Below are 18,587 nucleotides of genomic sequence, written 5' to 3'. Positions count from 1 at the left end.
TATCCGCCGTAACTATTCCGCTGAAGCACACCCAACAAGACGACGACCCGCCAGCGCCAGCAAAACTTCAGGAGCCGCAAAAAATGCAAATCGCCACGCTTCAAAGAAAAGAGATCGACTTTCTGCGCGAGACTCTTGGAGATCTCGAAGGTGTCGCGGGCCGCGCGGCACGGGAACCGTTTACCGTCCTCAGCGAACGGCTGGACAACTGGGCCGCGCGTGTCGCTGTGATCGGTCAGGTCAAGGCGGGGAAATCCACCTTTCTGAACGCCTTTCTTGGTCAGCATAATTTCCTGCCGTCTGATGTGAACCCCTGGACTTCGGTGGTCACCAACATTCGCATCAACCTGACCAACGATCCCAAAACCGGCGCGAGTTTTGAGTTTTTTGACGAAAACTCGTGGGATGAGATCATCAATGGCGGCAGCGAAGTGCGCAAGCTGACAGAGCAGCTGTTGCCCGGCTTTGACGCAGATCTGCTGCGCAAGCAAACCGAAGAAATGAAGGAACGCGCGCAAAAACGGTTGGGTAAATATTACCACACCCTGCTCGGCACGTCGCATGACTACGACTTTCTGACACCGGATCTGCTGCAACGCTATGTGTGTGCCGGCCCCAGCTCTGAACAGGAGGGCGAGCGCGACGCGCTGGGTCGCTATGCGGCGATCACCAAGGTGGCCAACCTGTATTTCCGCCGTCCTGAATTTGCCGTGCCGACGATCATCACCGACACCCCCGGCGTGAATGATCCGTTCCTTGTGCGCGACGAATTTACTTGCCGCAGCCTTGATAAATCCGACGTATTCATCGTTGTTCTATCCGCGCATCAGGCCCTGACCGAGGTGGATATCGCGCTGATGCGCATTCTGGCCCAGCAGGAAACCAAGGATGTCGTCATTTTCATCAACCGGATTGATGAGCTGGACGACTATGATCTGGACATCCAGCGCGTCACAAAAGACGTTGCCAGCCGGCTGAAAGAGGCGATCCCGAACGTCGAATTCACCATCCATGCCGGCAGCGCCTATCTTGCCGATCTGGCTCTGCGCGATGACGAAGAGGCTGCTGAAATTCGCAACGAACTGGATGACGATCGGCTGGCAAACTATGTCAGAAGCATCACCGGCAGTCTTCCCACCGACCAGCGCGAGCGGTTCTTTGCGGCCGCCGGTCTGGAAGACGTCCGCCGCACGATGTCCAACCTGATCGACCATGGCGTCGGCAGCCAGCAAATTGGTCAGATCGTCGAAGACGTTCGCTCGGAAATTGGTGGTTTACTGTTCGTCTCAAAGCGCGAGCGCGACTCGATCCAGATGCAAGTCGAGAAACTGAATATCGACCGCTGGGAGGATTCCCTGAAAGTCATCGAAGCCGAACTTGGTACGCTCAGCGGTATCCAGGTTGGGATCGACGAAAACTATGAATCGTCTAACGCCCAGATCGACAAGATTGTGTCCAAATCCTGGGCTTCACTCGAAGCATCTCTGAATGAATCGATCGGCGTGTTCATCGACGAACAACGCGACCGGATCAAAGAGCGGGTGTTCCGCAACTCTGTGGCCTCGGCTGCCAGCAACACGCTCAACATCGACCTGCTGCCCCTGCGTGAGCACCTCGAAGCGGACATCAAAAAGAACTTTGACAAGGCGCGGGCCGGGATCGACGTCGTGCTGTCCAATTTCATGAGCGTCTCGCTGAATGCGGTCAGTGACAAGTTCGAAATCGACACAGATGGCATCACTTTGCAGAACCTGCCCAATGATACATTTGTCTCGACCCTGACCCTGTCCAAGAAAAAGCTGGATCTGGTTCTGATCGCCAACAAATCCTGGGCATTCTGGCGGCGCAAGAACATCGATGTTGAAAAATCGCTCGATGCGCTGCGCATCATCGCTGCGGCGGAACTGCGTCCGGCGATTCAGAAAATCCTCGCGGCGTTCAGTGAGGCATGTGTCGAACGGGCCGTCGCGGGTCAAACCCGGCTTCAGGTCATCCCCCGTATGGTCGACAGCACCGTCGAGGATTGCAAGCAGCGTCTCAGAACCGATCGCGCACAGGTGCAACGCCTCGCTGCCGACCCTGATGCCCTGAACCGCCTGGCGCACCGTCTGCAAAGCCAGCTTGAGATTCTGGATCGTCGCATTCAGCACGTTTCGGTTTGCGACAGTCATCTGGCCAAAAACACCCTCGCTCAGGCGGCATGAAGGAAAGAAAATGAACGCGCCACTCCTTCAAAAGCCGCGAGGCGTCAAGGCCATCACAGGTGGCGACAGTCCGGTGATCAGCCTCGTCGTTGGCGGCGAAGTGAATTCCGGAAAGTCCAGCGTCATCAATTTGTTGGTTCGCAAGAACATCGTTCCCAGCTTTTTTGGTGAACGCAAACGTCCGATGATTGTGGTGCGTCACGGCGCGCAACCCTGTGCCATCGTCCATGATATGTCCGGCGCGTCCCGGACCTTTGATGCGGTAGAGGATTGCGAAGATCTGGCAGATGCGGACCTGTGTGAAATCTTTACCGATGCGCCGCATATGGCGGGGATCGAACTGATCGAAGCGCCCTTTAGCCATGACGGCGAACTTGGCGACGACACGTTTACCTTGATGGCGGCGGCGGATCTGTTGATCTGGGTGACCATCGGGTCGCAGGCTTGGCGCCTGACGGAACGCACGATCCTTGCCCGCCTTCCCAAGGCTCAGCGCGAACATTCGATTCTGGTGGTGTCTCGTGGGGATAAACTGAAATCCGCGCGCGAAATTGAAAAGATCCAATCCCGGCTCGAGTCCGAGGCCGCCGATTTTTTCGGGGACATCCTGTTCATGCATGCCTCCAAACGCATGATCGACGCATCCGCCGGTTCGGACGAAAGCTGGAGCATAGCCAAGGGTGATATGTTGTCTGGCCTGGTGGCGGACTATGCCAAAAAATCCCGCAAGCGCCCCGAGATCGAACCCGATATCGCCCAAGTAGCTACCCCCGAGCCAGAAATGGACGAATACACCGAACAATCAGCGGCAGAGGTCATCGAAGAGCCTGCCATAGCGGCCAAAGCCCCGGAAGACACTGCCAAAGTGGATGCGCCAATGGCAGAGGTCGCCAGCGCGCCGCCGGTTGACGAAACCAGAACTTTGGAAACCGAGGCGGTTACCGCCGAATTGCGTGAATTCGTGTCCGGGCTCAACAGCATTGTCGCATCCGGCCTGATCGACGTAAAAGACAGTTCCCGGTGCACCGTCTTGGCGGGTGACGAAACCGTTGCCCATGCAACCGGCCGGGCCAGTCATGATTGCCTGAAACACCAAAGCCAGTTCTATCGCTATGCTGGTGCCGACGTCGGGATGGAGCAAACCCTGATCACGCTGTCGGATCACTTCTTTCTGTATCAGCCATCTGGCGACGGCAAGACCGTCATCTATGCGCTGTGCAAGACCGCCAAGATCAACTCAGGCATCGCACGAAATGCGCTTAGGCGCATGGGCAATCTCTGGGACAACCATTGCGCTGGGGCCATGGGCCAGGAAACCCCGATAGCCATCAATTAGAATACTTATCACCGCCTTGTCAGCCACGCAGATGGCCCACGGCTAAATACTACGAACAGCAGAGCGCAGAATCGAGAGAGTTTATGGGACAGTTAGAGTTGGTATCAAAAGAGGCCCAAGGCCTTTGGGATCTGCTCGCGGAGGTGCGTACATCATTTCCGCCAGAGTTCCGTCGCAGGCAGGGCAAGCAATGGTTTGATCATTGGAAATCGCGGGTAAAAGACCGGTCTCTGATCAGCAAGCTTGCCAATGACGAATCAGATGCGCGGCTGTTTTACGAGGTCACCCCGTCAGAAGAGTATTTGTCCTGCGACACGATGGACGCGTTTCTGACCTTTGTCGACATTGAGGCCACTGGCGACTGGACCGCTGACTATGACCTGTCGATTTCCGACCTGATCATCGAAGGCTTCCTGGTGGCAGCAAACGAAAGCTATCGCTTTCTGTCTCCTGTCAAAGCGGTTTAAGCGTCTGGTATTTGCCTCTGTCCAGCGCGACTTAAAGCGCTGACCAGCGGCCCCCCGTTAGAGGGACCGCGCGCGTTTCGTTCAGGCAAAGTCGACCTGACCCATCATCGGCAGTTCGGTCACACGCTCGCTGCCTGCGCGGGCAATCGCGTTCGCCAGCGCCGGTCCAGCCGGTGGGACCCCCGGTTCGCCGACACCTGTTGGCGCGTCGGTCGAGCTGACCACCGCGACCTCGATCGCTCCGATATCCGAAATCCGCAACGGTTCGTAGTCAGGAAAGTTGAACTGATCCACCTCACCATCCGTGAGCGTGATCTGGTTGCGCATGACATGGCCGATGCCGTAACCGATTCCGCCCTCCATCTGGGCGCGGATCACATCAGGGTTTACCGCCACACCGCAATCGACAGCGCAAAAGACCTTTTCGATCTTGATTGCATCCGCGCCGCCGCCGGAAACTTCGGCAATCTCGGCCACGAATGACCCGAATGAGTGGTGTACCGCCAGCCCACGCGCGCGCCCCTCGGGCGCACCGGCCTGCCAGTCTGCCAGTTTGGCCACCTCGCGCAGCACACCAGCCATGCGGGTCTGCGCCGGCGTGTCGCCCGGCAGCATCGACAGGCGCAACTCCAATGGGTCGGCGCCGGTTTCCTCGGCCACCATATCCATCATGCTTTCCATCACATAAGCTGTGTGGGTATGCCCGACCGAGCGGAACCACAAAACGCTGGTTGCCCTGGCGTGGTCGGTCAGGCCAACCGACATCCCCGGCACGGCATAGGGCGTGTCCGCCACCCCTTCGACCGACGTACCATCGACGCCGTCTTTCACGGTCATAGGCTCCATGACGGTGCCCTTCATGATCGACTGGCCCGCGATGCGGTGATCCCAGCCAACAATCTGCCCGTCGGCGTCCAGCCCCACCCGCACACGATGGGCAAAGGCCGGGCGGTAGTATCCGCCACGAATGTCATCCTCGCGCGACCAGACCAGTTTCACCGGGCGGCTGCGATCCGTCAGAGCAAAGGCCATGGCACATTCGAGGTTGTAGTCAGACGTCGGATTGGCGCGGCGACCAAAAGATCCCCCGGCCAGTACGGTTTTGACCTGAACTTTCTCCATTGGAAGGTCCAGAACGTGGCTCAGCGTCATATGGCCAAATGTCGGGAACTGCGCGCCGTCATGCAGGATCGCGCCACCGTCAGCGGTGGCTTCGATTGTGCAGGTCAGCGGCTCCATCGGGGCGTGAGCCAGCAGCGGAAAGTAGAAAGTCCGGTCGATGATTGTGGCAGCGCCGTCAACCAACGCCGTCGTGTCCGTTTGAACGCCTTTGGTCTGATAGGTGCTGTCACCCTGAACGGCGGCGATAAGTTCGTCGCGGATAACGTCAGACGACCGCATCTCAGCCTCGGAATTGTCCCACTCGACAGTGATCGCTTCGCGGGCCTGCAATGCCTGCCAAGTGCCTTCGGCATAGACCGCGACGCCAGAGTTGTCCGGCAGGGTCTTTGCCATGACAAAGCCCGTCATCCCTTCGGCGCCGCTGGCGTCGAACGATGCAACCTTGGCACCCATTCGGGGGGCGTGGGCGATCACGACGACCATCTGATTGTCCAGATGTAGGTCCATGGCAAAAATGCCGGACCCATTGATCTTGACCGGGGTATCCTTGCGCTTGACGGCGGATTCCTTGCCGATCAGGCGCCATTCATCCGGCGTGCGCAAGCGCGGTTCGGCGGGCACACCCTGGGTCAGGGCGGCCGCGACAAATTCTGCCAACGGCGCGGCATGGCCATTGCCGGTGATCTGCCCGTCGACAATATCAAGGCCCGAGGCATCCGTACCCCATTCCGCCGCCGCCGCCGCAATCAGCATCTCGCGCGCAGCAGCGCCCGCGTTGCGGTACTGGTCATAGCTGTTGGCCATGGCGGTCGATCCGCCGGTGCCCTGAAACTGGCCAAACAGCAGGTTGTTATAGACCGCTGGATTCGACGGGGCAAAATCATAGTCGATCTGGTCCATCGTCACGCCCAGCTCTTCGGCGATCAGCGTGGTCAGGCCCGTGGTCGGCCCCTGCCCCATCTCAAAATGCTTAACGATGGCGGTCACACGACCATCGGCGCTAATGCGCACAAACGGGTTAAGATTGGTGGCGTCAGAACCGGCGGCAAGCGCACCGTTGGGCCGGGCGCCGATCAGCAGAACAGCTGTGGCAGCGGCAGCCCCTTTGAGAAAGCCGCGGCGGGATGTGTTCACAGTCATCTCAACCCTCCAGAATTTCGGCCGCGCGCTGAACGCCGGCACGGATACGTTGATAGGTGGCGCAGCGGCAGGCGTTGCCCCACATGTAATCGTCAATCTCAGCCGCTGACGGCTTGCCGTTTTCGGACAACAGCCCGACCGCCGACATGATCTGGCCCGACTGGCAGTAGCCGCACTGAACCACGTCCAGTTCGGTCCAGGCCTGCTGGACTGCGGCGCCAATGCGGTCGGCGCTCATCGCTTCGATCGTTGTGATCTCAGCCCCTTCGACATCTTCGATATAGGTCTGGCACGACCGCGTCGGCGCACCATCCACATGCACAGTGCAGGCCCCACAGGCAGCGACGCCGCAGCCGAACTTGGTTCCAGTCATCTTGAGTTCATCGCGGATCACCCACAGCAGGGGCGTTCCGTCCTCGGCATCGACCGTGACGGTCTGGCCATTGAGTCTGAGTTCGCGCGTCACGTTTGATCCTTCCTTGTTCGGTGGGAGTGACTCGGGGTAGCCCCCGGATCGGAGAGATATTCAATGTGCTCTATTGTGCGTTGCCGCGCGCGTGATAAACACTCGCGGATGACGCCAAAATTCTAACACAAGACGACACCCACATCGCCGGGGGTGTGGATTGCCCGATACAACCCCCAGCTTAGCACAGAACGAAGAGAGCCGGAATGTCCGCATCACGCCTGTACAAAATCACGCCATATTTGCGTCAGTGTTGCAGTATCCTGAACTTGTCACCGGCGCGGGTGCTGGAACGCTGCGGGTTGACGGCGGATTTTCTGGAGAACGAGGACAAAGGCGTTGATGCCACTACATATTTCTCGGCCTGGTCAGCCTATGCCGAAGAAAGCAAAGATCCCGAATTGCCACTGACACTGGGGCGCGCCGCATCGCGGGGGCCGCTTCAGCCGGCATTGCTGGCGTTTGCGGCCAGTCCCGACATTCACACCGGATTCAACCGGCTTGCCATCTTCAAACCGCTCGTTGCACCGATCCGGCTTCATCTGACAGAAGACGAGGACGCCTTCACTGTCGGATTCGAGTCGGAATGCGGGCAGCCTGTACCGAATGTCATGTCCGCAACCGAAGTCATCTTTTTTCTCGATTTCGCCCGGACCTTTACCGCACATCACATTGTACCGAAAACTGTGCAGCTTCCGCATCTTGGCCATGTCACACCGGACTACCAAACCTATGTCGGCGCGCCAATTGTCCAAAGCCAGATCCCCGCGATCACCTTTTCCATGCAGGACGCGCGCAGGTCTCTGATCTCGGCCGATACGGATTTCTACCGACTGATCGAGCGCGATCTGCTGAGCAAACTTGAATCCGTGGCGGATGGCATCGGCCTTGCCAAACGGGTCGCGCGCACGCTGACCGACCTGTTGCCATCAGGGGCTGTTTCGGCGGATCAAGTCAGTGCCCGGCTTGGGATCAGCAAGCGCACACTGCAACGCAAGCTCAAAGTCGAAGGCAGTTCGTTCCAGAACATACTGGACGAAACCCGCGCGACGCTGGCGATGACCTATCTGCGTGACCAGAAACTAAGCGCCGAAGAGACCAGTTACCTTTTGGCCTATCAGGATCCGAATTCGTTTTACCGCGCCTTTCACGAATGGACAGGCATGACACCATCGCAGGCGCGTGAGATGCAGCTAAGCTGACCGGCGGGCGGTGATCGCGGCCGGATTGCCGATACCTTAAAGGCGAATCGATCTTAAGGGGTCTGAGATATTTTGCAGGCGTCGCGCTGTGGTTTTGCACCGCGACTGGGTTGCCTCAATCGCCCCGCTGCCGTCACCGTATTGGTGGTCAATCGGGGCAAAACATTGGATTGTCTAGCAGATTTTCCAGGCCCTGTATGCGTCCCCAATCCCCGGCACACCAAAGTCAGGTGCCAAAAATTTAGCTGGCGACGGATGCCGGACAGGGTGTATTCAGAACGCGGTAACGCCCGGATCAGGGCGTCGTTGGGTGACCGGGCCCCTCTGGCGAAAGTGGCGGCGCTTTCGTGATGTCGGCACTGAAACGTTCCAGCCGCCTGGACTTTGACCTCTCATGTCTCCCACATCTTCAAACGTGACTGCGGGCCCCGTGCCTTCGCATGCCTCTATGCTATCTTATTTTCGCTGGGCTTTTGTACTGACAGTCATCGGGCTAGCCCTTGGCGCGGCCCTTGGCTGGCATATGACAGGGACGATCAGCGGGATGCTGACAATCTTTTTCGTATGTACCGTGCTGGCCGTTCTGGAAATTTCTCTCTCGTTCGACAATGCCATCGTCAATGCCAACAAACTCAAGGACATGCAGCCAATTTGGCGGCAGCGGTTTCTGACCTGGGGCATTCTGATCGCCGTGTTCGGCATGCGGATCCTGTTTCCGCTGCTGATCGTGGTCATCTCGGCCCGTATCGGCCCGTGGGAGGCACTGACCCTCGCCGCAGCCGAACCCGCACGCTATGCAGAAATCATGCATGACGCCCATCTGCCGATTGCAGCTTTTGGCGGAACCTTTCTGCTGATGGTCAGCCTCGCGTTCTTTTGTGACGTCGACAAGGATGTGCACTGGGTCGGCTGGCTCGAACATCGGCTGGCGCGCTATGCCGGGGTGCGCGGGGCCGAAGTGGTGCTGGTCCTGTTGCTGATCCTCGGCTTCTCGCGGTTGCTTGAGGGCGAAGACGCGCAGGTGTTCTTTCGCTCGGCGATCTGGGGGCTGGCGACATTCCTCTCGGTTGACGTTCTGGGCAGTTTTCTGGACAGCGGCAGCAGCGTCAAGTCTGCGGCACAGGGCGGGCTTGGCGCGTTCCTCTACCTCGAAGTCCTCGACGCGTCGTTTTCCTTTGACGGCGTGATCGGCGCCTTTGCCCTGAGCCAGAACCTGTTTGTGATTGCCATCGGGCTGGGGATCGGCGCGATGTATGTCCGGTCGATGACCATCATGCTGGTGGAAAAGGAGACGCTGACAGAATACCGCTATCTCGAACATGGCGCGTTTTATGCAATCCTGATCCTGTCGCTGATCATGTACGCGCAGGCGCTGATCCACGTTCCCGAAGTGATCACTGGGCTGGCCGGGGCGGCGCTGATCGGTCTGGCACTGTGGTCGTCGATCCGCTGGAACCGCAAAAGCGCCAAGGCTGATCCGGTGATCTGACCCACAATACCCTCTCCCCCCGTCGAAGGGGGAAGAGGGTAAGTTTCAAATATCGAAAAAAATCGTCTCGCCCTCACCCTGAAGGCGGATGTCGAACCGGTAGACGCCATTGCCCTCGGGCTGAGCGAGCAGGGTCGGCACACGGTTCTGATGCTCGATCCGGGTCAGGATCGGATCCTGCGCATTGGCGGCCATTTCATCTGCAAAATACATCCGGGTGTGCAGCCCGATATTGATCCCCCGCGCGACGATCCAAAACGTCACATGTGGTGCCTGCATCCGCCCGTCGGGGCATGGCACCTGACCGGGTTTGACGGTTTCAAAGACAAATTCACCAGTGGCCATATCGCCAGGCGAACGGCCCCATCCGGTAAAGTTCGGGTCCGCCTGTCCGCGTGTTTCCGACACCGCGTTGTGCAACCCATCCGCATCGGCCTGCCAAATTTCGATCATCGCGTCGCGAAGCGCGGTTCCGGTGCCGTCAAACACCGTGCCCCGAATGGTGATCTCTTGTCCCTTGACCGGGCCTGTCTTCATCGCCGTGCCTAGGTCGCCGCCGTAGATGTCGATACCCGAAAAATTCGGCGTACAGCCGATATGTACATAGGGGCCCGCAGTCTGTGACGGCGATTCCTTGAGGTAGTCCAGTTTCTGCACCATGTCAGAGCCCCTCTGCCCGGTTTTCAAAGGTCGTCTGCCGCCGTCCACGCAGCACGATGTCGAACTTGTAAGCGCGGCTGTCCATCGGCACCGTGCGGTGCATGTCCAGCGCAGCAATCAGCGACGCGACCGCCTCGGGTGAGGTGATCGCACCGACGATCGGACACAACTGGATATGCGGATCGCCCTCAAAATACATCTGCGTGATCAGACGCTGCGCAAAACCGTGCCCGAACACGCTGAAATGGATGTGGGCGGGGCGCCAGTCATTCATGCCGTTGGGCCAGGGATAGGGGCCGGGCTGAATCGTGCGGAATTCATAGCTACCATCCTCAGCCGTGATGGTCCGCCCGCAACCGCCGAAATTCGGATCCAGCGGCGCGAGGTAGCTTTCTTTTTTGTGGCGATACCGTCCACCGGCATTGGCCTGCCAGAATTCCAGCAGCGCGCCCGGCACGGGACGGCCCATTTCATCCAGCACCCGGCCATAGACGATGATCCGCGGACCAATCGCGCTCTCTCCCGACTGAGCGAAATTGTGGATCAGATCGTTGTCCAGCTTGCCCAGCATCCCGTGACCGAACACCGGCCCCGTCTCTTCTGACAGAGTTGTCGGAAACGACAACAATGCCGCACCCGGGCTGCGTTTGACGCTGGTTTTGTAGGTCGGTGTCAGTGCAGGTGGTTGCCAGTTGCGATCACGCGGCACAAACCCGCCCAGCGTCGGCGCTTTGGTCATATCTCAACCCCCAATTCGGCAAATGTCGCCTTTGCCAGCTTGATCGCATGGTTTGCCTTTGGCACACCAGCATAGACTGCCACGTGCATAAAGGCTTGCAAGATCTCTTCCGGGGTAGCACCAGTGTTGCGGCTTGCGCGGATATGCATCGGAATTTCCCCGAAATTGCCGGTCGCGGCCAGCAACGCCAGCGTTAGCAGCGACCGGTCGCGCCGTGAAATCGTGTCATCCGCCCAGAGTGTACCCCAGGCGCCTTCGGTAATCATCTGTTGGAACGGTTGGTCAAAAGATGTCTTTGCCGCCTCGGCCCGGTCGACATGTACATCGCCCAACACCTCGCGTCGGACCTTCATTCCCGCATCTAACCGGCTTGACATCAAATTCCCCCTCGGACACGCGGTCCACCCAAAATTCAGTTGCCCGACCTATAATACGCTGATAAAGGCAAATAAAATGACGAATTCACTTATTTAATTGCCAAAATGGAAAGTAACCGTACCCGCCGGATCAAAATGCGACACCTGTCGGCCTTTGTTGAGACTGTGCATTCCGGCAGTCTCAAGGCGGCAGCCGGGCGTACCTTTCTGACCCAACCCGCGATTTCCAAGACGCTCAAGGATCTTGAACAGATTCTGGCGGTGTCTTTGCTGCGACGCGACCGGGGCGGGATCGAGTTGACCCGCGAAGGCGCGGTGTTTCAGCAATTCGCGGAACAAAGCCTGGCCGCGCTGAACCACGGCTTGGCCAGCCTGGACGCACTGGGTGCCGGTGCCGCGATCCCACTGCGCATCGGCGCCCTGCCCAGCGTGGCAGCGGATCTGCTACCGGACGTGATCCTGGGCTTTGCCGAATTGTCACCCGCGACCCCCGTCACGGTCGAGGATGGTCGCATCGGCGCGCTGGTGGACCGGTTGCGGTCGGGTGATCTGGATCTTGTCATCGGGCGAATGGGGCCGCCGGAAACGATGAACGGTCTGTCTTTTACTCAGCTATACACCGAACAGGTCGTGTTTGCGGTCGCGGCGGATCACCCGTTGCAGGGCAGTACCGACATCGCAGCGCTGTCAGATTGGCGCGTGCTCTATCCGCCCAAAGGCGCCGCGATCCGCCCGCTGGTCGACCGCTTTTTGGTGGCCCGCGGGATTACCGACTGGCCGAAACGAATCGAAACAGTATCCGAAGCCTTTGGCCGCGCCCTGACATTGGGGCCAGCGCAGGCGGTCTGGACCATCAGCCAGGGCGTCGTAGCACGCGATGTGGCCGCCGGACGAATGCGCACCCTGCCAATCGACACCGCCGAAATGGCAGGCCCCGTCGGCATCCTCGCCCGGTCAGAAGAGGACCCGACACCGCCAGTGCGGCTGTTTCGTCAGGCTCTTCTTGAGGCGCAGAGAGAAACACGCCACCCGCACGCACCTTTACGATGATGCGGGTCCGGCAAACCGATGCAAAAACCGCGCCCGATAAGATGATGGCGTTTCGCCCTGAACGATACGGAACCGGCGCGAGAAATGTGCCGGGTCGTGAAATTTCAAACCAAAGCCGACCTCAGCCACCGGCAATTGGGTAAATGCCAGCAGGCGGCAGGCCTCGGTCATCACCGCATTTTCGATAACGCGGGATGCCGATTGTCCGGTTTCAGCCCGACATAACCGGTTCAGATGCCCAGAGGTGATGCCCAGCGCACCGGCATACTCACCCGCCCTCCAGCCATCCGTGGCGTGACGGGCCAGCAGATCGTCCAGTCGCTGCATCTGTGGCCCTGCCGTCTGACGGCTTTTGATCTGATGGGCGGCATCTTCGAACACCGTGGCCAGAGCCGCCTGTGACATCGCGATCAGGCGTTGCGCGCGATAAGGACCAGACGCGGCGAAAGCCTGCACCAACGCTTCGATCAGATTTCTCTGCATGGGCGTGTACGAAACTTTGGCCCAGCGGCCCTGACTGCGTTTCAGTTCCTGTGTCACCGGTCGCATTCCATGGACCACTTGCACCGGAAACGACAGAACCCAGCCATGGCTGCCTTTGGCAAAACGGAAGCCATGTACGACATTGGGCGGAATATAAACCGTTTGATTGTCGGCGATTTCGCACGTCTCGCCATCCAACCGCATCTGTGCGTGGCCTCGCTCCATCACAAAGATCTGCGCCATCCGCCCATGGCGATGCGGTGAGATCTCCCAATCATGCAAACCCGCGCGATCTACGATCCGTTCGCAGTGAACGATGTCCGGAAACTCTCCGGTTTCGCCAAACAGATTAAATGCGGGGATGATATCACGAGGGCTCATGCACGAATAGTACAAGCCTTTGCAGAACGCGTCCATTCCTATGGCATCCCGGCGCGCCTATCCTAACGCCCAAAAGGAGCGCCTCAATGGATACCCAGGTTGTGATCATCGGTGGCGGGCCATCCGGCCTCTTGCTGTCGCAGCTGCTCAACCGCGCCGGGGTGGATACGGTGGTGCTCGAACGATCAACCCGCGCCCACGTGCTGGCACGGATTCGGGCGGGTATCTTGGAATGGGGCACTGTGCAGCTCTTGCGCGATGCAGGCGTCGGTGCCCGGATGGATCGCAAAGGACTGCCGCATGACGGCGCCTATTTCACCGACTCCGATTTGATGGTGCATGTGGATTTCAAGGATCTGACCGGCAAGCAGGTCATGGTCTACGGCCAGACCGACGTCACCCGCGATCTGTACGACGCACAGGATGCCCTGGGGACAACGATCCACCATCAAGTATCGGACGTGACGATCCATGATCTGGATCAGGCCATGTCGGCTGTTGAGTTCACCAAAGACGGTAAACCTCAGCGGATCACCTGCGCCTATGTTGCCGGATGTGATGGATTTCACGGCGTATCCCGCGAGGCGATTCCCGCCAACAAGCGCAAGTCGTTCGAGCGGGTCTACCCATTTGGCTGGCTGGGCATCCTGTCCGAAACCCCGCCGGTCAATGATGAACTGATCTATGCCAATTCCGATGACGGATTTGCGCTGGCCTCAATGCGGAATGCAAATTTGGTGCGGTATTACGTGCAAGTGCCGCTGACAGACACAGTTGCCGACTGGTCTGATGAGCGTTTCTGGAGCACGTTCCGCAAACGTATCCCGGTTCAGGCCGCCGCGCGCCTGATTACAGGGCCATCGATCGAGAAATCCATTGCGCCGCTGCGCAGCTTTGTCTCGGAACCGCTGCGATGGGGCAATCTGTTCCTTGTGGGGGATGCGGCCCATATCGTGCCACCCACGGGGGCAAAGGGGCTCAACCTTGCTGTGTCAGATGTGCACTATCTGTATCAGGCGTTGATCCCCGCCCTCAGATCGGGGGATTTGGCTGGTCTTGATGGGTACTCGGATCATGCCCTGTCACGGATCTGGAAGGCGATGCGGTTTTCCTGGCAGATGACCACAATGCTGCACCGGTTTGATGGCGAAGATGCCTTTGCCGCGCAGATGCGCCGCGCCACGCTAAGTCACTTGGCGCAGTCTGAAACCGCGCGCAGGGATCTGGCCGAGAATTACGTTGGCCTGCCGTTCTGACACCGCCATATCAGGCGGCAGAACACATCAACGAAACACTGAGCCGCCTAAGTGGCCCCACCACAAAATCGCACGGCGTCCTGCGACAAGGCACCGCGCTGTTGAATGACTTGACGTGACAAGGACGCGCCGCCGATCAGGGCGGTGGCCAGATCAGCACCTGACAGCATGCTCACCAGAAAACCGGCGTTAAAGCTGTCGCCCGCGGCCGTTGAATCGACCACCATGGCAACGGGTTCGGGTGCGACGCAAACCTGTTCGTCGCCCCGCGCGCCAAGGATCGGGTTGCCACCATCCTTGACCACGACGCACCCCACCCCGGCATCCTGATAGCGTTGCAGCGTTGCAGCGGGATCGGCATCGCCAAAATGGGTTGCCTCATCCTCGAACGAGGCCAAGACGATGTCGCTGAGCGCGGCGAAGGTCATCACCGATGCGCACATGCTGGGGGCATCGGCCCACAGTCTCGGACGGATGTTGGGATCAAAGGCCACCTGACCACCATCAGCGCGATAGCGGGTCAAAGCCGCAGCCAGCGTTGCACGCCCGTCGCCATCCAGAACTGCTATGGTGATCCCTGAGATGCAGACCACATCCGCCCCGGCAAAGGCACTGTCCAGCGTGGCTCCGTCGGCGGCCATCTGGCGCGCGGCGCTGTGACTGCGCCAGTAGGAAAAGCTACGTTCGCCATCCTTGAGGCTGATCATATAGAGGCCGACAGTCCGGTCCGCGTGACGTTGAACATGGCTGATATCAACACCCGCATCCGACATGAACGCGGCCAGTTCGTCTGACACCGCGTCCGAGCCGATGGCAGATACATATCCGACCGACCACGCCGCCGGGCAGATCTTGCGCGCGTACCAGGCCATGTTGAACGTATCACCAGCAAAGCCCTTGGTGTAGCACGCCCCGTCTGGCGCCAGTTCGACCATACATTCGCCAGCAAAGACCAGTTTCATGCGCCCAACTCCTCTTCCGAAAACCAGCTGTGGTTGTCTTCCCGCAACTGCTGAATAATACCTTCAATGGTGCCCAGATGCTTGCGCATCGCCATCACCGCCCCCCCTGCATCCCCTTGTTTCAGAGCATGGATCACCGCGCAATGGTCGTTATAGGCTAGTTGGGATCCGCCCCCCCCCGCCAGCGACAGATAGCGAACGCGGTCGGTGTGGGCCTTATTCTCGCGAATCACGTCCCAGACATAACCAACCCCGGCGCTCTCGCAGAGCATTTGGTGAAACAGATCATCCAGGCGATGAAATTCGGTCCGGTCGCCGTTTTCAACCGCGTCTGCCTGCGCCGCGAGGTTGGGTTCCAGCCGCTCAAAATCCTCGGGACCAAAGCGATCCGCAGCCAGACGCATCACATCCACCTCGATCGCGGTACGGATGAAACGCGCACGGCGCACGTCCTGGGTGTGAATCTTGCTGACCAGTGTCGCCTTTTGTGGCTGAATCAGCAGGAAACCCAGCTTGGACAGACGATAAAACGCGTCCCGCACCGGCTGGCGCGACACGCCCAATTGTTTGGCCACATCCGATTCTGACAATTTCGTCCCCGGCGGAAGAGCCAGAGACAGAACCTGTGCATGCAGCGCCTCAAACACCTGATCCGTAACGGACGCACGGGCCACCGGTTCAAGCGGGCCTAAAATGGCGGATTCTGTCATGGCGATCTTCTCCGGCGATTGACGTCAAATACAAACTAGCATATTAGTATTCCAGCATACTAGAACAACCTGCGCCAGTCTACCAGTCGCAGAACGGAAAGCGAGAAACTGTGCCATACCTGAACCCGGACCGATTGTTCCCCATCGAAGACGGTGCCCGCAGTCTGGCCCGCGCCCTGTACGACACCATCAAAGGCCTGCCAATCATCAGCCCGCATGGCCACACCGACCCGCGCTGGTACGCCGAGAATGCAGCGTTCCCCGATCCTGCCCAACTGTTCGTGACGCCTGATCACTACGTCTTTCGGATGCTGTTTTCGCAGGGCGTGCCGCTCGAATCCCTTGGGGTACCGCGGGCGGATGGCGGACCTGTCGAAACCGACGGCCGCAAAATCTGGAAGCTGTTTGCCGACAACTATTACCTGCTGCGTGGCACCCCGTCGCGAATGTGGGTCGATCACGCCTTTGCCGAGGTGTTCGGCATCGAAGAGGAATTCACCCCGCAAACCGCAGACGCAATTTATGATCACATTAGCGACTGCCTGCAACACCCCGACTATCGCCCCCGCGCCCTATTCGAGAAGTTCAATATCGAACTGATCGCAACCACCGAAAGCGCGCTGGACGATCTGCAATGGCACAAAATGATCGCCGCCTCTGGTTGGACCGGCGGCAAGGTTGTGACAACTTATCGCCCTGACACCGTGGTCGATCCCGACTCCGCAGACTTTGCCGCCAACCTTACCAAATTCGGCGCGCTGACCGGCACTGATACCCAGACCTGGGCCGGATATCTTGAGGCGCACCGCATTCGCCGCGCCTATTTCAAACGGCATGGCGCAACCGCGTCGGATCACGGCCACCCGTCGGCACGCACCGAAAACCTGTCCATGTCCGACGCCAGCGCCCTGTTCGATCGGGTCAAGCTGGGCACAGGCAATGCCGAAGATGCGGATGCCTTCCGTGGTCAGATGCTGACAGAAATGGCCCGGATGAGCATCGACGACGGCCTTGTCCTGCAAATACATGCCGGATCGCGACGCAACCACAACCCCGGCATCCTGAACAAATTTGGCCGCGACAAAGGGTTCGACATCCCCGGACGCACGGATTTTGTTGGTGATCTGAAACCGCTGCTGAACGCCTTTGGCACCGATCCGCGTCTGTCGGTGATCGTGTTCATGCTGGACGAAACCACGCAGGGCCGCGAACTCGCTCCGCTGGCCGGCGTCTACCCGGCGCTGAAACTGGGGCCGCCTTGGTGGTTCTTTGACAGTGCCGAAGGCATGAAACGCTTTCGCGAAAACGTGACCGAGACGGCGGGCTTTTACAACACCGCCGGGTTCAACGATGACACCCGCGCCTTTTGTTCCATCCCCGCCCGGCACGACGTCGCGCGGCGGGTGGATTGTGCATACCTCGCCACGCTGGTCGCCACAGGGCGGCTGAACGAGGATGAGGCATATGAGGTCGCTCATGATCTCACATATCGGCTTGTTAAACAGGCCTACCGGCTCTGAACGGGCCAATTCTGGGAGGAAACAACAATGAAACTGAAAAAAACACTCATCGGCGCGCTGCTGGCCAGCGCTGCCCTGACCAGCGCCGCCTGGGCCGAATGTGAAGTGACGCTGAAATCGTCCGACACACATCCCGACACCTATCCCACCGTCGAAGCGGTCCGGTCGATGGGCGAAGCCCTGAAAGCGGAAACCGACGGCCGTATCTGCATCGAGATTTTTGCCTCGGCACAGCTGGGCGAAGAAAAAGACACGATCGAACAGACCCAGTTCGGCGTGATCGACCTGAACCGCGTCTCTCTCGGGCCGTTCAACAACATCGTGGCCGAAACCCAGGTGCCGTCGCTGCCCTATATCTTCCGGTCGGTCGATCACATGCACAAGGTGATGGATGGCCCCATCGGTCAGGAAATCCTGGATGCGTTTGCCGCCGCCGATCTGGTCGGTCTGACGTTCTATGACGGCGGGTCGCGCAGCTTTTACAACTCGGAAAAGCCGATCACCTCAATGGCCGACATGACGGGCATGAAGTTCCGCGTCATGCAGTCGGACATGTTCGTCGACATGGTGTCGGCACTGGGAGCCAATGCCACCCCGATGCCGTATGGCGAGGTCTATTCCAGCATCCAGACCGGCGTCATCGACGGGGCCGAAAACAACTGGCCGTCCTATGACACTTCGGGCCATTTCGAGGTTGCCAAGTACTACACGCTCGATCAGCACCTGATCGTGCCCGAAGTTCTGGTGATGTCGAAAATATCGTGGGACAAGCTGAGCCCGGAAGACCAGGCGCTGGTGCGTCAGGCGGCGCGGGACTCGACCCCCGTCATGCGGGAACTCTGGGTCGCCCAGGAGAAGAAGTCCGAGGACAAGATCCGCGCCGCCGGTGTCGAGATCATCACCGACATCGACAAGACCCCATTCATCGAGGCGATGGCCCCGGTCTATGAAAAGTACGTCACCGACGAGACGCTCAAGAGCATGGTCGAGCGTATTCAGGCGACTGAATAAAATCATACTCTT

Annotated in this window: 17 protein-coding genes; 9 read left to right on the top strand and 8 right to left on the bottom strand. The window is 59.1% G+C overall.

The genetic code is table 11. The annotated features are described in order from the left end of the window. Positions 1-83: 83 nt before the first annotated feature. The 3 genes from IMCC21224_RS06250 to IMCC21224_RS06240 all read left to right on the top strand — a co-directional run bounded on the left by IMCC21224_RS06250 (position 84) and on the right by IMCC21224_RS06240 (position 4,007). Positions 84-2,204: a dynamin family protein gene (locus tag IMCC21224_RS06250; RefSeq protein WP_047994619.1), complete on the top strand. Its 2,121-nt coding sequence runs from the start codon at positions 84-86 to the stop codon at positions 2,202-2,204. Between the two features lie 10 nt (positions 2,205-2,214). Then, positions 2,215-3,540 carry a hypothetical protein gene (locus IMCC21224_RS26405; RefSeq protein WP_053078908.1) on the top strand — a complete coding sequence of 442 codons (1,326 nt, stop codon included), beginning with the start codon at positions 2,215-2,217 and terminating at the stop codon, positions 3,538-3,540. A gap of 83 nt (positions 3,541-3,623) precedes the next feature. Then, on the top strand, positions 3,624-4,007 hold the full coding sequence (locus tag IMCC21224_RS06240) for a hypothetical protein (protein ID WP_047994618.1): 384 nt from the start codon (positions 3,624-3,626) through the stop codon (positions 4,005-4,007). 81 nt (positions 4,008-4,088) lie between these two features. Here the strand turns inward: IMCC21224_RS06240 and IMCC21224_RS06235 are convergent, their stop codons facing one another. Next, positions 4,089-6,269, bottom strand: coding sequence for a molybdopterin cofactor-binding domain-containing protein (locus IMCC21224_RS06235; protein ID WP_047994617.1), 2,181 nt, complete (start codon positions 6,267-6,269; stop codon positions 4,089-4,091). 1 nt (position 6,270) lies between these two features. Next, positions 6,271-6,735 carry a (2Fe-2S)-binding protein gene (locus IMCC21224_RS06230; protein ID WP_047994616.1) on the bottom strand — a complete coding sequence of 155 codons (465 nt, stop codon included), beginning with the start codon at positions 6,733-6,735 and terminating at the stop codon, positions 6,271-6,273. A gap of 206 nt (positions 6,736-6,941) precedes the next feature. On the opposite strand from IMCC21224_RS06230, the gene IMCC21224_RS06225 reads away from it, so the two are divergent. Continuing rightward, positions 6,942-7,937: an AraC family transcriptional regulator gene (locus IMCC21224_RS06225; protein ID WP_047994615.1), complete on the top strand. Its 996-nt coding sequence runs from the start codon at positions 6,942-6,944 to the stop codon at positions 7,935-7,937. A 448-nt stretch (positions 7,938-8,385) separates the two neighbouring features. Then, the gene (locus tag IMCC21224_RS06220) at positions 8,386-9,426 is read left to right on the top strand and encodes a DUF475 domain-containing protein (RefSeq protein WP_197089171.1); all 1,041 of its coding nucleotides are present in this window, start codon (positions 8,386-8,388) and stop codon (positions 9,424-9,426) included. A 45-nt stretch (positions 9,427-9,471) separates the two neighbouring features. Here the strand turns inward: IMCC21224_RS06220 and pcaG are convergent, their stop codons facing one another. The 3 genes from pcaG to pcaC are packed head-to-tail and all read right to left on the bottom strand — an operon-like array spanning position 9,472 to position 11,202. Then, a complete protein-coding gene (gene pcaG / locus IMCC21224_RS06215) occupies positions 9,472-10,086 on the bottom strand; it encodes a protocatechuate 3,4-dioxygenase subunit alpha (RefSeq protein WP_047994613.1) in 615 nt (204 codons plus the stop codon). Between the two features lies 1 nt (position 10,087). Further along, a complete protein-coding gene (gene pcaH / locus IMCC21224_RS06210; protein ID WP_047994612.1) occupies positions 10,088-10,825 on the bottom strand; it encodes a protocatechuate 3,4-dioxygenase subunit beta in 738 nt (245 codons plus the stop codon). Continuing rightward, entirely contained in the window at positions 10,822-11,202 is a 381-nt protein-coding gene (gene pcaC, locus IMCC21224_RS06205; protein WP_047994611.1) for a 4-carboxymuconolactone decarboxylase, read from the bottom strand. The genes pcaH and pcaC overlap by 4 nt, the downstream gene beginning before the upstream one ends. Positions 11,203-11,337: 135 nt before the next feature. On the opposite strand from pcaC, the gene pcaQ reads away from it, so the two are divergent. Then, a complete protein-coding gene (gene pcaQ / locus IMCC21224_RS06200; RefSeq protein WP_231582023.1) occupies positions 11,338-12,252 on the top strand; it encodes a pca operon transcription factor PcaQ in 915 nt (304 codons plus the stop codon). Here pcaQ and IMCC21224_RS06195 read toward each other — a convergent pair. Next, complete coding sequence (locus IMCC21224_RS06195) at positions 12,244-13,116, bottom strand: helix-turn-helix domain-containing protein (RefSeq protein WP_047996913.1); 873 nt, start codon at positions 13,114-13,116, stop codon at positions 12,244-12,246. The two genes, pcaQ and IMCC21224_RS06195, sit on opposite strands and share 9 nt — an antisense overlap. Before the next feature lie 86 nt (positions 13,117-13,202). On the opposite strand from IMCC21224_RS06195, the gene pobA reads away from it, so the two are divergent. Beyond that, positions 13,203-14,372 carry a 4-hydroxybenzoate 3-monooxygenase gene (pobA, locus tag IMCC21224_RS06190; protein ID WP_047994609.1) on the top strand — a complete coding sequence of 390 codons (1,170 nt, stop codon included), beginning with the start codon at positions 13,203-13,205 and terminating at the stop codon, positions 14,370-14,372. 47 nt (positions 14,373-14,419) lie between these two features. Here the strand turns inward: pobA and IMCC21224_RS06185 are convergent, their stop codons facing one another. Both IMCC21224_RS06185 and IMCC21224_RS06180 read right to left on the bottom strand, forming a co-directional pair. Beyond that, a complete protein-coding gene (locus IMCC21224_RS06185; protein ID WP_047994608.1) occupies positions 14,420-15,334 on the bottom strand; it encodes a sugar kinase in 915 nt (304 codons plus the stop codon). Beyond that, positions 15,331-16,044, bottom strand: coding sequence for a GntR family transcriptional regulator (locus IMCC21224_RS06180; protein WP_047994607.1), 714 nt, complete (start codon positions 16,042-16,044; stop codon positions 15,331-15,333). The genes IMCC21224_RS06185 and IMCC21224_RS06180 overlap by 4 nt, the downstream gene beginning before the upstream one ends. 110 nt (positions 16,045-16,154) lie before the next feature. Between IMCC21224_RS06180 and uxaC the strand changes: the two genes are divergently transcribed. After that, a complete protein-coding gene (uxaC, locus tag IMCC21224_RS06175) occupies positions 16,155-17,564 on the top strand; it encodes a glucuronate isomerase (protein WP_047994606.1) in 1,410 nt (469 codons plus the stop codon). A 27-nt stretch (positions 17,565-17,591) separates the two neighbouring features. After that, complete coding sequence (locus IMCC21224_RS06170) at positions 17,592-18,575, top strand: TRAP transporter substrate-binding protein (protein ID WP_156178151.1); 984 nt, start codon at positions 17,592-17,594, stop codon at positions 18,573-18,575. Positions 18,576-18,587 lie beyond the last annotated feature (12 nt).

The organism is Puniceibacterium sp. IMCC21224 (assembly GCF_001038505.1).
Taxonomy (GTDB): Bacteria; Pseudomonadota; Alphaproteobacteria; order Rhodobacterales; family Rhodobacteraceae; genus Puniceibacterium.
The sequence above is the reverse complement of the archived record's forward strand: the minus strand, read 5'-3'. Positions and strand labels throughout refer to the sequence as shown.

Excerpts from the sequence above, each read along its gene's own strand:
- IMCC21224_RS06250 (WP_047994619.1), top strand. The coding sequence starts at position 84 with ATGCAAATCGCCACGCTTCAAAGAAAAGAGATCGACTTTCTGCGCGAG.
- IMCC21224_RS26405 (WP_053078908.1), top strand. The coding sequence starts at position 2,215 with ATGAACGCGCCACTCCTTCAAAAGCCGCGAGGCGTCAAGGCCATCACA.
- IMCC21224_RS06240 (WP_047994618.1), top strand. The coding sequence starts at position 3,624 with ATGGGACAGTTAGAGTTGGTATCAAAAGAGGCCCAAGGCCTTTGGGAT.
- IMCC21224_RS06235 (WP_047994617.1), bottom strand. The coding sequence starts at position 6,269 with ATGACTGTGAACACATCCCGCCGCGGCTTTCTCAAAGGGGCTGCCGCT.
- IMCC21224_RS06225 (WP_047994615.1), top strand. The coding sequence starts at position 6,942 with ATGTCCGCATCACGCCTGTACAAAATCACGCCATATTTGCGTCAGTGT.
- IMCC21224_RS06220 (WP_197089171.1), top strand. The coding sequence starts at position 8,386 with ATGCTATCTTATTTTCGCTGGGCTTTTGTACTGACAGTCATCGGGCTA.
- pcaG (WP_047994613.1), bottom strand. The coding sequence starts at position 10,086 with ATGGTGCAGAAACTGGACTACCTCAAGGAATCGCCGTCACAGACTGCG.
- pcaH (WP_047994612.1), bottom strand. The coding sequence starts at position 10,825 with ATGACCAAAGCGCCGACGCTGGGCGGGTTTGTGCCGCGTGATCGCAAC.
- pcaC (WP_047994611.1), bottom strand. The coding sequence starts at position 11,202 with ATGTCAAGCCGGTTAGATGCGGGAATGAAGGTCCGACGCGAGGTGTTG.
- pcaQ (WP_231582023.1), top strand. The coding sequence starts at position 11,338 with ATGCGACACCTGTCGGCCTTTGTTGAGACTGTGCATTCCGGCAGTCTC.
- IMCC21224_RS06195 (WP_047996913.1), bottom strand. The coding sequence starts at position 13,116 with ATGAGCCCTCGTGATATCATCCCCGCATTTAATCTGTTTGGCGAAACC.
- pobA (WP_047994609.1), top strand. The coding sequence starts at position 13,203 with ATGGATACCCAGGTTGTGATCATCGGTGGCGGGCCATCCGGCCTCTTG.
- IMCC21224_RS06185 (WP_047994608.1), bottom strand. The coding sequence starts at position 15,334 with ATGAAACTGGTCTTTGCTGGCGAATGTATGGTCGAACTGGCGCCAGAC.
- IMCC21224_RS06180 (WP_047994607.1), bottom strand. The coding sequence starts at position 16,044 with ATGACAGAATCCGCCATTTTAGGCCCGCTTGAACCGGTGGCCCGTGCG.
- IMCC21224_RS06170 (WP_156178151.1), top strand. The coding sequence starts at position 17,592 with ATGAAACTGAAAAAAACACTCATCGGCGCGCTGCTGGCCAGCGCTGCC.